The 14,958-nt window shown below is 71.7% G+C and carries 14 protein-coding genes; 5 read left to right on the top strand and 9 right to left on the bottom strand.

The features are described from left to right. Window positions 1-41 precede the first annotated feature (41 nt). Window positions 42-875: a Gmad2 immunoglobulin-like domain-containing protein gene (locus ENC19_RS26550; RefSeq protein ID WP_328824389.1), complete on the top strand. Its 834-nt coding sequence runs from the start codon at window positions 42-44 to the stop codon at window positions 873-875. Window positions 876-1,084: 209 nt separating this feature from the next. Next, on the top strand, window positions 1,085-1,915 hold the full coding sequence (locus ENC19_RS26545; RefSeq protein ID WP_164449805.1) for an NPP1 family protein: 831 nt from the start codon (window positions 1,085-1,087) through the stop codon (window positions 1,913-1,915). A gap of 28 nt (window positions 1,916-1,943) precedes the next feature. On the opposite strand, the gene ENC19_RS26540 is transcribed toward ENC19_RS26545, so the two are convergent. After that, the gene (locus ENC19_RS26540) at window positions 1,944-3,101 is read right to left on the bottom strand and encodes an FAD-dependent oxidoreductase (protein ID WP_164449804.1); all 1,158 of its coding nucleotides are present in this window, start codon (window positions 3,099-3,101) and stop codon (window positions 1,944-1,946) included. Between the two features lie 80 nt (window positions 3,102-3,181). Here ENC19_RS26540 and ENC19_RS26535 point away from each other — a divergent pair, with 80 nt between their 5' ends. Together ENC19_RS26535 and ENC19_RS26530 are read left to right on the top strand one after the other, a co-directional pair. Beyond that, entirely contained in the window at window positions 3,182-3,799 is a 618-nt protein-coding gene (locus tag ENC19_RS26535; protein WP_164449803.1) for a TetR family transcriptional regulator, read from the top strand. Between the two features lie 9 nt (window positions 3,800-3,808). Next, a complete protein-coding gene (locus tag ENC19_RS26530; protein ID WP_164449802.1) occupies window positions 3,809-4,657 on the top strand; it encodes an alpha/beta hydrolase in 849 nt (282 codons plus the stop codon). Window positions 4,658-4,665: 8 nt separating this feature from the next. Here ENC19_RS26530 and ENC19_RS26525 read toward each other — a convergent pair whose 3' ends face one another. Further along, entirely contained in the window at window positions 4,666-5,862 is a 1,197-nt protein-coding gene (locus ENC19_RS26525; RefSeq protein ID WP_164449801.1) for an MFS transporter, read from the bottom strand. Window positions 5,863-6,070: 208 nt separating this feature from the next. Between ENC19_RS26525 and ENC19_RS26520 the strand changes: the two genes are divergently transcribed. Then, complete coding sequence (locus ENC19_RS26520) at window positions 6,071-7,072, top strand: hypothetical protein (RefSeq protein WP_164449800.1); 1,002 nt, start codon at window positions 6,071-6,073, stop codon at window positions 7,070-7,072. Here the strand turns inward: ENC19_RS26520 and ENC19_RS26515 are convergent. The 7 genes from ENC19_RS26515 to ENC19_RS26485 all read right to left on the bottom strand — a co-directional run bounded on the left by ENC19_RS26515 (window position 7,062) and on the right by ENC19_RS26485 (window position 14,890). Beyond that, window positions 7,062-8,261, bottom strand: coding sequence for an RtcB family protein (locus ENC19_RS26515; RefSeq protein WP_164449913.1), 1,200 nt, complete (start codon window positions 8,259-8,261; stop codon window positions 7,062-7,064). The genes ENC19_RS26520 and ENC19_RS26515 overlap by 11 nt on opposite strands. A gap of 499 nt (window positions 8,262-8,760) precedes the next feature. Further along, complete coding sequence (gene mnhG, locus ENC19_RS26510; protein WP_164449799.1) at window positions 8,761-9,138, bottom strand: monovalent cation/H(+) antiporter subunit G; 378 nt, start codon at window positions 9,136-9,138, stop codon at window positions 8,761-8,763. Then, entirely contained in the window at window positions 9,135-9,431 is a 297-nt protein-coding gene (locus ENC19_RS26505) for a monovalent cation/H+ antiporter complex subunit F (protein ID WP_164449798.1), read from the bottom strand. Before ENC19_RS26505 ends, mnhG begins: the two co-directional genes overlap by 4 nt. Then, window positions 9,428-10,036, bottom strand: coding sequence for a Na+/H+ antiporter subunit E (locus tag ENC19_RS26500; RefSeq protein WP_164449797.1), 609 nt, complete (start codon window positions 10,034-10,036; stop codon window positions 9,428-9,430). The genes ENC19_RS26505 and ENC19_RS26500 overlap by 4 nt, the downstream gene beginning before the upstream one ends. Beyond that, on the bottom strand, window positions 10,033-11,604 hold the full coding sequence (locus ENC19_RS26495) for a Na+/H+ antiporter subunit D (protein WP_164449796.1): 1,572 nt from the start codon (window positions 11,602-11,604) through the stop codon (window positions 10,033-10,035). Before ENC19_RS26495 ends, ENC19_RS26500 begins: the two co-directional genes overlap by 4 nt. Then, window positions 11,601-12,071: a Na(+)/H(+) antiporter subunit C gene (locus ENC19_RS26490; RefSeq protein WP_164449795.1), complete on the bottom strand. Its 471-nt coding sequence runs from the start codon at window positions 12,069-12,071 to the stop codon at window positions 11,601-11,603. The genes ENC19_RS26495 and ENC19_RS26490 overlap by 4 nt, the downstream gene beginning before the upstream one ends. Continuing rightward, complete coding sequence (locus tag ENC19_RS26485; protein WP_164449794.1) at window positions 12,068-14,890, bottom strand: Na+/H+ antiporter subunit A; 2,823 nt, start codon at window positions 14,888-14,890, stop codon at window positions 12,068-12,070. Before ENC19_RS26485 ends, ENC19_RS26490 begins: the two co-directional genes overlap by 4 nt. Window positions 14,891-14,958 lie beyond the last annotated feature (68 nt).

Below are 14,958 nucleotides of genomic sequence, written 5' to 3'. Positions count from 1 at the left end.
CGACTCGTGACGCTTGTCGCCCTGGTGCTGCTGGTCGCCGGGTGCGCGCCGGCGCGGTCCGGCTCGCTCGGCCCCGCGCCGACCGCCACCGCGCCGACCGCGCCCGCCCCCACCAGCGCCGGCCCGTCCGCCAGCATCGCGTCGCCGCCCACCGACACCTCCGCACCAGCCACGCCGCGCGCCGGCGCCACGGCACCACCGGAGTCGCCCGGCCGGCGACCCTCACCCTGGAGCTGTGGTACGTCCGGGACGGGCGGCTCGTTCCGACCCGACGCACCCGACCCGCCACCGTGGCCACCTCCCGACTGGCCCTGGCCGAGTTGGCCGCGGGGCCGACCCGACGCGAGGCCGACGCCGGCCTGGTCACCCTGCTGCCCGACGGCGCCGAGGTGAGCCGGATCGCCGACGGCGTCGCCAGCGTCCGGCTGGCCGCCGTGGCCGACCCGGTCACCGCCCGGCTACGCGAGGCGCAGGTGGTCTACACCCTCACCCAGTTCCCCACCGTGCGACAGGTCGACTTCGGCACCGCCGCGCCAGCCGGCCGCGCCGCCCACACCGACCTGCTGCCACCGATCGTGGTCACCGGACCGGTCATCGGCGACCGGGTGAACAGCCCGGTCACCGTCACCGGCAGCGCCGACGTGTTCGAGGGAACAGTCAGCGTCCGGGTGCTCGACGCCGCCGGCCGCCAGCTCGCCACCGCCTTCACCACCGCCACCTGCGGCACCGGCTGCCGGGGCGCCTACCGGGTCGCCGTGCGATACCGGCTGCCGGCCGCCCAGGCCGGCACGATCGAGGTGTACGAGGTGTCCGCCGACGACGGTTCCCGCACGAAGGTGGTCGCGGTGCCGGTGACCCTGGCCGCCGCCCGGTAGACCGTTCCGCCCCGGGGCTCGTCCCGGATCGACGCGCGGCTGGCCGGATGGCCGCGTTGACAGCGGCTCGGTGACGCAGGCGCGTCCGGCCCCACCGACAGTTAATGAATCCGCCTCGCGTTCAGCGTTGACCGGCCTCCTACCAACGTGAGATATAGATGCTCACGCATCGGCGCCCCGACAAGCGCTCCGGCCCAGGAAGGCGACGAATGGATCCCGTGTCATCGCCGTCATCTCCCCCACCGACATCCACCACCGGCCAGCCGCCGGGGTCCGACCGGCGCTGGCTGGCCCGGCTCGTCGCCGGGCTGGCCGCGCTCGGCATCCTGGTCCCGGCGGCACCGGCACACGCGAACTCACTGCCCAACCTGCCGCACAACGCCGGCGGTTACGAGTCGTCGTTCTCGCCCGCCTACGACTACGACACCGACGGCTGCTACGCCGTGTCGGCGATCAGCCCGGACGGCACGATCAACGGCGGGCTGAAGACCACCGGGGCGATCAACGGCAGCTGCCGGGACCGCTCCGATCTGGACATGTCGCAGACGTACGCCCGCGCCAAGTGCAACAACGGCTGGTGCGCGATCGTCTACGCCAGCTACTTCGAGAAGGACCAGGCCGTGCATGGCAGCGGCCTCGGCGGCCATCGGCACGACTGGGAGCACGTCATCTCCTGGGTCGACCAGGCAGCCAACCGGGTCGAGTACGTGAGCACCACCCAACACAGCAGCCGGCGCACCTACCCGCGCTCGCAGGTGCGGTTCGACGGCACCCATCCGAAGGTCGTCTACCACAAGGACGGCGCGTCGACGCATTTCTTCCGGCTCGCCAACAACAACGACGAGCCGCCGGAGAACCACTACCACGTCTGGCACTACCCACCGGTGGTCGACTGGAACGGCTGGCCCAGCACCGAGCTGCGCACCCGGCTGATGGACGCCGACTTCGGCGCCGCCACCATCAAGATCAAAGATGGCTCGTTCGAGTACCTGCTCGCCGCCGCCAAGCCCGCCGGGATCCCCTTCGACCCGTACGGCTGACCCACCGCACGCCGGGTCGGCCACGCGGTCACCGGTTCTGGCGTTCGATGCCGCGACGGACGAGGCCGCGGATGCCAGGCAGGGTGACCGCCCGAATCGCGACCTCGTTCAGCCAGACGTGCAGGCCACTCGGCGGTGCGTACTGGTACATGCCACGGCGGGCGAGCGCCTGCCGCTTGGTGACCTCGGCGCGCAGGCCGGCTTCCCACTGCGTCAACGCCGACCGGATGTCGTCGCCGTGCCGGGTCAGGGCGGCGCCGAGCCGGTCGGCACCGGCGAGCGCCAGGGCCGCGCCGTGCCCGGCGAAGAGGCTGACGCACCAGGCCGCGTCACCGAGCAGAACCGCCCGACCGACGCTCCACTGCGGCACCTTCACCTGGCTGACCCGGTCGAAGTAGGCGACGGCCGGATCGGCCTCCAGGTCACGCAGCGCCTCGGGAACGCCGCCGGCCAGGTCGGCGAAGGCGGCGCGTAACGCGGGCACCGGCCCGCGCGCCAACTCCCGGTCCGGGTCCGCGCAACGGTAGGTGGCAAAGGCCGAGGAGCGCCCCGGACCCAGGTTGACGAGCGCCGCCGTACGTCCCGGACCGATGAACGTGGTGGCGGACGAGGCGGGCACGCCCTCGGGCGGGCGGGCGAGCGGAAAGGCCGCCACCACGTACGGCAGGTCGACCCGATGACCGGCACCGAACAGTGTCGTCCGAGTCGCGGAGTGCACGCCGTCGGCGCCGACGAGCAGATCGGCCTCCTCGGTGGTGCCGTCGCTGAGGGTGATCGCCACCCGGTCGGCGTCCTGGTCGACGGCATCGACGGTGATGCCGAAGCGGATCTCGACCCGGTCGCGGACCGCGTCGTACAGCACGCCCTCCAGATCGCCCCGGAACACCGTCATGGCGCGGGGGCCCAGTGCGGCCTCCGCGACGACCGAGGGCACCGTGAGCTTCGGCCGACCGTCCGCCCGGACCAGCACGGTGGTGAACAGGCCCAGCGCGCGCTCGGCGAGGGCGGGAACCAGGTCGAGTCGCTCGGCGGCGTCGTAGCCCCGACCCAGCAGGTTCACCAGGTAACCGCCACTGCGCCGGGCCGGCGCACGTTCCACGACGATCGGCTGCCAACCGTCACGCGCCAGGCGCAGGGCGGTGGCGAGACCGGCGATGCCCGCACCGACGATCACGGTTCGCTTCATTCGGACCCCCTATAATGAGCATTTGCTCAAACATGATGAGCGTGTGCTCATCCGAGCGCAAGTGTGCGTAGACTGCCGGCATGCCACGCGGAGTCGCCATCACCGAACCCCGGCAGCACCTCTTCGCCGCCGCGGAACGCCTGATCGCGGCAGCGGGGCCCAGTCAGCTCACCAGCCGGGCCGTGACCCGGGAAGGCGGCGTCGCCACCGGCTTGCTGTTCGCCCACTTCGCCAGCTTCGACGACTTCCTGACCGGTTACGCGGTCGACCGGAGCTTCCAGATCGCCGCCAACGCGGCCGGGCTCGGCGAACGCGCCGGCACCGGCACCGTCGACGCGAACCTCGGCGAGGCGCTGCTCGCCACCCCGATGACCACGCTGCTGGCCGTCACCCGACTCTTCGCCCACCGGCCGACCCTGACGCAGGCCGTCGAAGCGGTACTGGGCAGCGGAAACGCCGCGCTGCCGGCACTCGAACGCACCGTCGCCGGCTACCTGGCCGCCGAGCGGCACATCGGACGACTACCCGCCGCCGCCGACACCGACGCGCTGGCGGTGGCGGTGGTCGGGGCGCTGCACCACGTCGCCCTCACCGACGGGGCGAACCCGGCGGCGCCCAGCCGCGTCCGCCGCGCCATCACCGCCCTGACAGCCGCAACGACGGTGAATGCCGTTGCCCGACGTGACGACGGCTCGTAGCGTCGCCGGGTGACCGTTGAGGTGCCGTTCCGTTCCCTCGCCATCGATCAGTCGGACGTCCGCTACCGCCACGGCCCCGACTCCCACCAACAGCCGGGCACGCCGAGAGGTCAGACCATCGAGTTCGGCTGGGATGAAAGCACCGTCTATCCGGGCACGTCACGGAAGTTCTGGATCCATCTGCCGGACCGGTACGATCCCTCGCGGCCGGCTTCGCTGATCGTGTTCCTCGACGGGCAGTGGTACCTGGATCCGGCTGGCGAGGTCCGTGGCGCGATCGTCCTGGACAATCTCATCCATCGCGGCGACATCCCGGTCACCGTCGGCCTGTTCGTCGAACCTGGCGTCCTCGTCGATGCCGAGCAGCCGAAGAACCGCAACGTCGAGTACGACGCGTTCGACGACCGCCTCGTCACCTTCCTGCTGACCGAGATCATCCCGCAGGTCACGGAACGCTACTCGATCGCCGACGACCCGGACCGATGGGCCATCTGTGGCGGCAGCAGCGGCGGCAACGCCGCGTTCACCGCCGCCTGGCTACGCCCGGACAGGTTCCGGCGGGTGCTGTGCTGCCTGTCCAGCTTCGCCCAGATGCCCGGCGGGAATCCGTACCCGCAACCCATCGCCAACGAAGCCCGCAAACCCCTACGCATCTTCATGCAGGCCGGTCATCGGGATCTGCACTGGAACGAGCCGCGCCGCAACTGGCTCTCCCACAACCTGCGGGTCGCGGCCGCCCTGGCCGAGGCCGGCTACGACTTCCGGCTCGTGCTCGGCGACGGTGGCCACAACCCCAACCACGGCGGCGTCCTCCTGCCCGACGCGCTGCGGTGGCTGTGGCGGTCGACCATCACCTGACATCCACTTCACCGCCCGTGCGCGACGTCGGGCGTCGCGGCCAGCAGCAGCGCCGCCCCGGCCGCGAAGACGGCCGCGCCAAGATAAACCAAGCCCGGCGACGCGTACGTCAGCGACCAGCCGAACGCCACTCCGGCCGTGATCGGCACGACGGTTTCCGCGACGGCACCGATGCCGGTCAGCGCGCCCTGCACGGCGCCCTGTTCGGCGGACCGAACAGCACGGGAGATCCATGACTGTGCGGCGGCACCCGCGAGCGAGCCGAGCACGCCGACCGCGCACAGGAGATAGAGCAGCCACGGCACCGACACGAACGCCGTACCGCAGAGCGAGGTGACACCGAGGAGGCTGCCGAGCACCGCGGCGCGCTTGTCGCCGAGACGCCGCACCAGCGGTCCCACGGCCCGGGCCTGGTAGAGCGCGCCGGCTAGCGCGCAGACGGCCAGCACGACGCCGATCTGAGTGGTGCCGAAGGTGAACTGGTGGGTGAGGAAGAACGTCCAGGTCGACTGGTGCGTCATCCGGGCGACGTCGGCGCAGAATCGGGCGCGGGCGAGGCGGCCGAGCACCGGTCGGCGCAGGACGGCGGCGATGGCACCGACCGGGTTCGCCAGCCGCAGGGTCAATGGGGTGCTCGGGTCACCGGGACGCGACTCCGGCAGGACGAACCAGCCGTAGGCGACGTTGGCGAAGCAGAGCGCGGCGGCGACGACGAACGGCAGGCGTACGTCGACCGCGCCGAGCAGGCCACCGAGGAGCGGACCGGCGACGAAGCCGAGCCCGAACGCGGCGCCGACCAGCCCGTACGCCTGCGCCCGCGCCCCGGGTTCCGTGACGTCGGCGAGATAGGCGTTGACCACTGTGTACGTGCCCGCGCAGGCACCAGCGACAGCATGGAACGCCAGCAGGGTCCACGGGCTGGGCGACGCCGCGTGGGCCAACCAGTCGACGCCGAGGCAGGTGAGCGACACGAGCAGGACCGGACGGCGGCCGTAGCGGTCGGACAGCCTCCCGAGCAGCGGCGCGGCCACGAACTGGAGCAGCCCGTAGACCGAGCCGAGCAGGCCGGACCAGAAGACAGCGGCGGCGACGTCCTGGGTGACCGACGTCATCAGGGCCGGCACGATCGGCACGATCAGGCCGAGCCCGAGCATGTCCAGTACGACGGTGCCGAGGAGAACGGTGACGGTGGGTGCCCGGCGCATTGCGGCTCCTGAGTGTCGAGAGGGCAGGGCCCACTCGCGACTCACGGTCTGCCGAAGGCACGGAGGATCAGAATATTGGGGCCGTCAAACCGTTTTCGGCGGTCGTCCCGTGCGGTTCATGGTGAGGGGCGCGCCCTCGGGGGTAATCGGTGGGCGGCCGGCGCCCACGGTGAGGGAGCATGGGTCGGTGGCCGAGACGATGCCCGTGGTGCGTAGGTCGAATCTGCCCGCGTCGAGCGCGGCGGGGGCGTGGGAGGCGCTGGTTCTCGACGTCGGAGAGCCGACGCGCCCCGCCCTGCGGGTGGAGGCAGCCGGGGGCGGCCTGCTCGTGCTACGGCGCGGCGACGCCGTCCTGCTGCTGGCCAACGTGGCTGACGACCACTTCGGCGTCGCGTACGTCGCGACGGGCCATCACCGCTCGCCGGTGCCGCCGACAAGCGCGGCCCGGGCGGCGGCCGTCGGCACCGCCGACGCGGGCGGTGCCGGGCTGGCTCGGTGGGCTCATCACTTCGCTACCGCGCTGACCGGGACCGGCGACGGCCCGTTGCATGCCGGTCGCTGGGTCATCGCCGGCGAGCCCGCGCAGCCGGACTCCGGGACATCCCAGCGGCGGATGCCCGTTCCACTGCCGCAGCATCGGGGCTGGATCGACTGGTTCGGTGGGGACCGGCACCGGCAGATCCTGCCGCTTCGCCCGCTGGCCAGCCCCGGCGACAGTCGGGTCAAGGCCTATCGGAAGCAGTTCCGGGAGGGCGTCCTGCCGCCGGTGCTGCTCTGGTGGATCAGCGGCCTCGACTGCCACGTCGTGCTGGACGGTCACGATCGGCTGGCCGCCGCGCTCGCCGAGGACGGACCGCCGCCGCTGCTCAGACTCTCCTCGGTGAGCCAGCGCCAGGTCGATGCCGACACGGACACCGCCGTGCGCCGCTACGCGACGACCACCGAGGCCGTCCGACACCAGGTGGCCGCCGGCACGCCCGGCGCGGCGGACGCCCTCGCCGCCACGCACCGCCGTTTCGCCCGCGAGCTGGGCGGCGTCGGCACCGGTTACGGCACCAGCCGCGCCTGGCCCCTGAGGGGCGGCCCGGCCACGTGGCACCGGCTCGCCGAGGCGCACGCTCCGGACTGGCACGCGGAGATCTCGGCGGCGGACGACGGGTACGGCCGGCGCCCGCCCCCCGACGGGCGCCGACCGCACCTCAGCCCTTGACGCAGATCACCTGCTTGAGGTGGGCGACCACCTCGACCAGGTCCTCCTGCTGCGCCATCACCTCGTTGATGTCCTTGTAGGCGCCGGGGATCTCGTCGACCACCCCGGCATCCTTGCGGCACTCCACACCCGACGTCTGCGCCGCCAGGTCCGCGGTGCTGTACGTCCGCTTCGCCTGGGCCCGGGACATCCGCCGGCCCGCCCCGTGCGAGGCCGAGCGGTAGCTCCAGTCGTTGCCCGAGCCACGGACGATGTACGAGCCGGTGCCCATCGAACCGGGGATGATGCCCAGGTCACCGAGGCCGGCCCGGATGGCACCCTTGCGCGTCACCAACACGTCCACCCCCTCATAGGTTTCCTCCGCCACGTAGTTGTGGTGGCAGCTGATCGGTTCGTCGTAGCTGACCTGCGGGAACCGGTCCCGGATCAGGTTCATCAGGACAGCGAGCATGACGGCGCGGTTGCGCCGCGCGTACTCCTGCGCCCACCACAGGTCCCGGCGGTAGGCGTCCATCTCGGTGGTGCCGGCGAGGAACACCGCCAGGTCCCGGTCGGGCAGGTCGGCGTTGTGGGGCAGCCGACGGGCCACCGCGATGTGCCGCTCGGCCAGTTCCTTACCGATGTTGCGGGATCCGGAGTGCAGCATCAGCCAGACCCGGCCGGCGTCGAGGCCACCCTGTTCCAGACAGACCTCGATGAAGTGGTTGCCGCCACCGAGGGTGCCCAGCTGCCGCTTCGCCCGCGTCTCCAGCTGTGCCACCCGCCGGTCGAGGTCGGTGAAGCGCCGCCAGAAGTCGTCCCAGCCGCGCTGTTCCAGCCCCCGTACCCGGCGCGGGTCCACCGGCTCGTCGCGCTGGGCGAAGCCGACCGGGATGGCCTCCTCGACCGCCCGACGCAGCCCGGCGAGGTCGTCGGGCAGGTCGGCGGCGGTCAGCGAGGTACGCACCGCCGACATGCCGCAGCCGATGTCGACTCCGACGGCCGCCGGTGAGACCGCCTGCCGCATCGCGATGACCGAGCCGACCGTGGCACCCTTACCGAAGTGCACGTCGGGCATGACCGCCACGCCGTGCACCCACGGCAGCGCGCCGATGTTGCGCAGCTGCCGCGCGGCCTGCGGTTCGATGGCGTACGGGTCGGTCCACACCCGCACCGGCGCCCGCGTTCCCGCGAGCAGGCTGAAACCCATGGTGATGTTCTCCTGGTTCTGCGGCGAAGCCCGCCGATCATGCACCTGTGGTCGATGGAATGCAGCTTTTGTCCCGATTTGGAGTGACCACAACTGCATGATCCACGGCCGCGCGGGGCGCGGGTGGCGGGTTGGTGTGAGAGATGCCGGAGGCAGGCAGCCCCGGATCGGTTGGGGCGGTCGCGGAATCGTCGGCGAATCCGTGCCGGTCAGGGTCTGCCCTGCGGCGACGTGCCGAGCGCCGGGACTACCTGCTGGTCGTCAGGAGGGCGGATCTGCCGGCGAGCGCGACGGCGGGGCACCACGAACAACGACCGACCTGGCTGCGGTTCAGTTCTCGCACGGCATACTCCTTCCGGCTCCCGTCGTGATCGACCTGATGCCGGAAAGGCTAGGGAGGATTCGCCGCGCCCGCAATGGATATTGGTCAGGACAACAGACGCCGTCCCGGCCGGCGCAGTTGTGCGAAGGGCGAGACTGCCGGCCGTCGAGGGACTGGTCAGGCCGCTGCCGAGTGCTCCCGCTCCTCGGCGACACGGTCCAGGTGGGCGGCGAGTTCGTCGGTGACCAGCAGGTCGGTGCGGATGTCCTCGTGCGGGTACGCGGCCCGACCGACCATGTGCGCCGCGACCGGGGCCGTGGCGAGGGAGAAGGCACCGACCAGCACCAGCGTGGTGATGTCCACCCCGGTACGCAGCCGCAACGCGCAGCCGACCAGCACCAGCAGCAGCCCCAGCACCTGCGGTTTGGCCGCGGCGTGCATCCGGGTGAGCAGGTCGGGAAAGCGCACCAACGCGATCCCGGCGGCCAGGCTGAGCAACGCCCCGGCGATCAGACAGATCGACGCCGCGACGTCGACCGCCACGTCCAGGCTCATCTGCGGCTCCCGTCCGACGTGGCCGAGGTGGACGTGTCGTTGCGTCGGGCGGCGAACCGGGCGACGCTCACCGAGCCGACGAAGCCGAGCACGGCGAGGACGACGAGCACCGGCAGCGCGGTGGCGTCCCGGCTGTAGGCGGCCTCCGTGGCGATCGCCGCGACGATGACGGCCAGCAGCACGTCGGTGGCCACGGCCCGGTCGAGGATCGACGGCCCACGGATGATCCTGGTGAGGGTGAGCCCGCCGGCCGCGGCGAGCAGCACGGTGACGATCACGGCGACCGCGCTCATGCGGGTACCCCTTCCCGGTCGGCCGGGGTCTCCCGGACGCGGCGCAACTCCTCGGGTGAACCGATGGCCTCGATGATGCGGGCCTCCAGTTCCAGCACGCCTCGGCGGAACCGTTCGACCTCGTCCCGGCTGGTCACGCCCAGCACGTGGATGTAGAGCGTGCCGGTCCGCCGGTCGGCCTCCAGGATCAGGCTGCCCGGCAGCAGCGACAACGCCTCGGCGGTGAGCGTGAGGTTGAGGTCGGTGTTGACCCGCAGCCGCGCCGCGATGATCGCGCTCCGCGGAGTGGGGCCGACCCGCACCGCCAGCCAGGCGACCTGCGCGGAAGCCACCACGAGGTCGCGCAGGAAGTGCAGCCAGAAGCGGAGCAGCGGCAACGGACGGACGCGGCCGGCGAAGGTCACCGGCGGCAGCGGGAAGACGGCCAGCAGGACGGCGGCCACCACCAGGCCACCGATGATGTTGGCCCAGGACAAGGTGCCCCAGAGCAGCACCCAGACGGCGACCAACGCGGTCACCGCGACGACCTGGTTGCGTCGCCGGGCCGTACGGCTCAGCGGCGGACGTGCCGGGTCGGTCGGCTGCGTCGGCGGATCGGACCTCACGGCGCACCTCCCGGGAAGACGGCATCGACGTACGGGGTCCGCCGCAACAGGTCGTCGGCGGCGTCGGTGCTGAGGTCGAACAGTGGACCGGCGACCACGGTCAACGCCAGCCCGAGCACCACCAGCGCGAGCGTCGGCGCGATCATCAGGCCGGGCAGCACCGCTCCCGACCGCCCGCCGCTCCGGTCGGGCTCCATCGCGCCCTCGGTGCGGGCCGCCTCCGCGGCGTCGTCGTCGGCCGGCATGTCCGCGTGCGGCGTCCGCCAGAAGGCCAGATTCCACACGCGGGCGATGGCGTAGAGGGTGAGCAGGCTGGTGACCAGGCCGCCGGCCACCAGGATCCAGGCCAGCGCACCGCCGTCGTCGACACCCGCCTGGATCAGGCCGAACTTGCCGAGGAACCCGGAGAACGGCGGTATGCCGGCGAGGTTCAGTGCGGGCACGAAGAACAGCACGGCGAGCAGCGGAGACAGCCGCGCCAGGCCGCCGAGCCGGTCCAGGGCGGTGCTGCCGCCCCGGCGCTCGACCAGACCGGCGGCGAGGAAGAGGGTGGTCTGGATGGTGATGTGGTGCACCACGTAGAAGATCGCCGCGGACAGGCCGAGCGACGAGGTGAGGCCCACCCCGAAGAGCATGTAGCCGATGTGGCTGATCAGCGTGAACGACAGCAGCCGTTTGATGTCCGACTGGGCCACCGCGCCGAGGATCCCGACCACCATGGTCAGCACCGCCGTCACCAGCAGCAGCGTGGCCGTGCGTCCGCCGGGGAACAGCAACGTCTCGGTACGGATGATCGCGTACACACCGACCTTGGTGAGCAGGCCGGCGAAGACCGCGGTGACCGGGGCCGGTGCCGTCGGATAGCTGTCGGGCAACCAGGCGGACAGCGGGAAGACCGCCGCCTTGATCCCGAAGGCCAACAGCAGCATGCCCTGCAACACCAGGCGCAGGTCGTCCGGCAGGGTGTCCAGCCGGTCGACGAGTTGGGCGAGGTTGAGCGTGCCGGTCGCGGCGTAGACCAGACCGATCGCGATCAGGAAGATCACCGAGGAGAGCAGGCTCACCACCACGTAGGTGGTGCCGGCGCGGATCCGGTTCTCCGTACTGCCCAGGGTCAGCAGGACGTAGCTGGCGACCAGCAGGATCTCGAAACCGACGTAGAGGTTGAACAGGTCGCCGGAGAGGAACGCGTTGCAGACACCGGCGGTCAGCACCAGGTAGGTCGGGTGGTAGACCGACAGGGGCGTCTCCTCGTGGCCGTCGGCCATACCCTGCCCGATCGAGTACACCAGCACGCAGAGCGTCACCGCCGCCGAGACCACGAGCATCAGTGCGGCCAACTGGTCGGCGACCAGCACGATGCCCAACGGAGCGACCCAGCCGCCGACCTCCACCACCAGCGGACCGTGCAGGCTGGACTGCACCAGCAGCGTGGCGGACACCGCCACGGTGGCGGTGAGCACGGTGAGGCTGACCCATCGCTGGGCCTGCGGCCGGCCGAGCAGCAGCAGCGTCAGTGCGGCGCCGAGCAGCGGCATCACCACCGGCAGCGGAACGAGGTACGTCATCCGGCCCGACCCGCCTCCACCACATTGGCGACCGGCCGGGGGTCGCCGGTCGGCTCGCCGTCGCCGTCGTCGGTGCCGCCCTCGGTGTCGGCGGTGCCCGGACCCTCGTCGCGGATCGCGAGATCCATGATCCGACGGTCCTCGACGTCGTCCTGCACCTCGTCGTGCCCGTTGAGATGCCAACTGCGGTACGCCAGCGCGAGCAGGAACGCGGTCATGCCGAGGGTGATGACGATGGCGGTGAGGATCATCGCCTGGGGCAGCGGATCGCTCATCTGCTCCGGCTCGGTGGTGCCGACGATCGGCGCGCCACCGGCCCGCCCGCCGGTCAGCAGCAGCAGGTTGACGCCGTTGCCGAGCAGGATGACCCCCATCAGCACCCGGGTGAGGCTACGTTCCAGCAGCAGTGTCACCCCGGCGGCGACGAGCACGCCGACCACGATCACGTAGGTGAGGTTGGGGGTCACACCAGCTCCCTTTCCCGGATCTCGGCATCCTCGGTCTCACTCTGCCGGTCCATCTCCGCGCCGAGACTGCGCAGGATGTCCAGCACCAGACCGACGACGATCAGGTAGACGCCGACGTCGAAGAAGACCGACGTGACGAAGTGGACGTGCCCCAGCACCGGCAGGTGGAAGTCGAGGACCGCGCTCTGCAGGAACTCGCCGCCGAGCAGCATCGCGCCCACCCCGGTGCCGACGGCGACGAACAGCCCGGCGCCGAGCACCACACCGGCGTCGACGGGTGCCGCGCCGTTGAGTTCGGTACGCCCGCCGGCCAGGTAACGAACGGCCAGCGCGAGACCGGCCACCAGGCCGGCGGCGAAGCCGCCACCCGGGGCGTTGTGGCCGCTGAACAGCAGGTAGATGGAGAAGAGCACGATGGCGTGGAAGAGCAGCCGGGTCACCACCTGGAGGACCACCGACTGGGCGCGGGTGGTGGCACCGGTGGTCATCCAACGCGGCCAGGTCGACTCGGCCCGGCCGCCACCGGGAATCTCGGCGCGTCGGTGCAGGTCACCCGAACGCCGGAAGATCAGGCTGGCCACGCCGGTGGCGGCCACCACCAGCACGGCGATCTCACCCATCGTGTCCCAGGCTCGGATGTCGACCAGGGCCACGTTGACGATGTTCTTGCCACCACCGTACGACACCGCCTCGTCGGGAAATCCGACGGAGATCGGGACGGCCTGACGGGAGCCCGTGGCGACGTACGCCATGCCGGCGGTGACCGCGCCCACCGCGATCCCGATCGCGACGCGACCACGCCGGCTGGACCGGATCGGCCGCTCCGAGAACGTGATCGGCAGACGGCGCAGCACCAGCACGAACATGACGATGGTGACGGTCTCCACCAGGAACTGGGTGAGCGCCAGGTCGGGGGCACCGTGCAGGATGAACAGCAGCGCGGTGCCGTAGCCGGCGACGCCGACCAGGATCATCGCGGTCAGTCGGCGCAGAGCCCGGGCCGCCAGCACCGCCGACACGATCACCACGGCGGCGGCAACCCCCTGCAGGGGGGTGTCCCAGACGTGGAACCGCCGCGGCCAGGGCGCCCCGATCAGCAGCGCCCCACCGGGTAGCAGCACCAGCACCACCAGGATGACGCCGAGGTAGAACGGCAACGATCCACGCTGGGTGGCACCGGTCAGCTCCACCGCCAGCCGGTCGACGGCACCGACGACCCGCGTGTAGCCGGTCGCGCTGTCGAAGGGCAGCCGCAGTGTGGCCCGCACCCGTTCCCGGCGCAGCAGGTGGAACAGCGCGGCACCGCCGGCCACCGCCAGCACCGACAGCCCCAGCGCCGGGGTCAGCCCGTGCCAGAGCGCCAGGTGGTAGCCCGACTCGGCGCCGGGAAAACGGTCGGCGTACGGGGCGAGCAGGCGGTCCACCGCCGGGGCGAGCAGTCCGGCCGCGACCCCGGCGACGGCCAGCGCCGCCGCCGGGCCGAGGAAGGGCCAGGACACGGCCGTCACCTCGGCGGGCGTGACGCCCGGCTTACCGGCGAAGGCTCCCCAGAGGAACCGCAGCGTGTACGCGACGGTCAGCGCCGAGCCGAGGACCACACCGGCCAGCACCACCAGGTCGGACCCACCGCCGTGCAGCAGCGCCTCGACGGCGGCTTCCTTCGCGACGAAGCCGGCCATCGGCGGCAGGCCGGCCATCGAGGCCGCCGCGAGTCCGGCGACCACGGCGAGCGCCGGCGCCCGTCGACCCAACCCGCTCAGTTCGCGCAGGTCCCGGGTGCCGGCGACGTGGTCGATGATCCCGACGGTGAGGAAGAGAGTGGCCTTGAACAGCGCGTGCGCGAGCACCATCGCCGCACCGGCCAGGGCGGTGTCGCGGGTGCCGGCGCCGAGGATCACCATCAGCAGGCCGAGCTGGCTGACCGTGCCGTAGGCCAGCAGCAGCTTGAGGTCGGCCTGGCGCAACGCCGTCCACCCACCGAGGAACATGGTGATCAGGCCGGCGGTCAGCAGCACCGGCCGCCACGGGGTGACCTCGGCGAGCGCCGGCCCCAGCAGGGCGACCAGGAACACGCCGCCTTTCACCATGGCGGCGGCGTGCAGGTACGCGCTGACCGGTGTCGGTGCCGCCATCGCACCGGGCAGCCAGAAGCTGAACGGGAAGATCGCCGACTTGCTGAGGGCGCCGAGCAGGATCAGCACCACGGCGACGGTGAGGTAGCCACCACCGGGCAGGTTCCCGGCGATCTCGGACCAGCGGAAACTGCCGGCGTGCCGGCCGAGCATGACGAACCCGGCGAGCATGGCCAGACCGCCCAGCGTCGTCACCAGCAGGGCCTGCATGGCGGCCCGCCGGCTGGCCCGCTTCGCCGGGTCGCTGCCGATCAGCAGGTAGGAGAAGACGGTGGTCAGTTCCCAGAACACGTAGAGCAGCAGCAGGTCGTCGGAGACCACCAGGCCGAGCATCGCACCGGCGAAGGCGACGAAGACGGCGGCGAAGCGTCCGAGGCCGGGGTCGTCGGTGCGGAAGTAGCGGGCGCTGTAGGCCAGCACCAGCGCGCCGACCCCACCGACGAGGACCACCATCAGCCAGGACAGCGTGCCCATCCGGAGGGCGAGTTCCAGCCCGAGTTGCGGAACCCACGGCGCCGTCTCGACCACCGGCACACCGTCGCGTACGCCGGTGGTGTGGGTGAGCGCCCAGATCAGCGTCGCGCCCGGTGCCAGCGCCACCAGGTAGAGCGCGTTGCGCCCCCAGAGTCGCACCAGACCGGGGGCGATCACGGCTGTCAGCGCATGGACCGCCACCAGTGCCAGCACGCACCCTCCCCAGAGATCATCAGCCGGTGTAACGACCCTATCCGGTGACGCCCGTTATCCGCATGCGT

Source organism: Verrucosispora sioxanthis (assembly GCF_010560025.1).
Lineage (GTDB): Bacteria > Actinomycetota > Actinomycetes > Mycobacteriales > Micromonosporaceae > Micromonospora > Micromonospora palythoicola.
The sequence above is the reverse complement of the archived record's forward strand: the minus strand, read 5'-3'. Positions and strand labels throughout refer to the sequence as shown.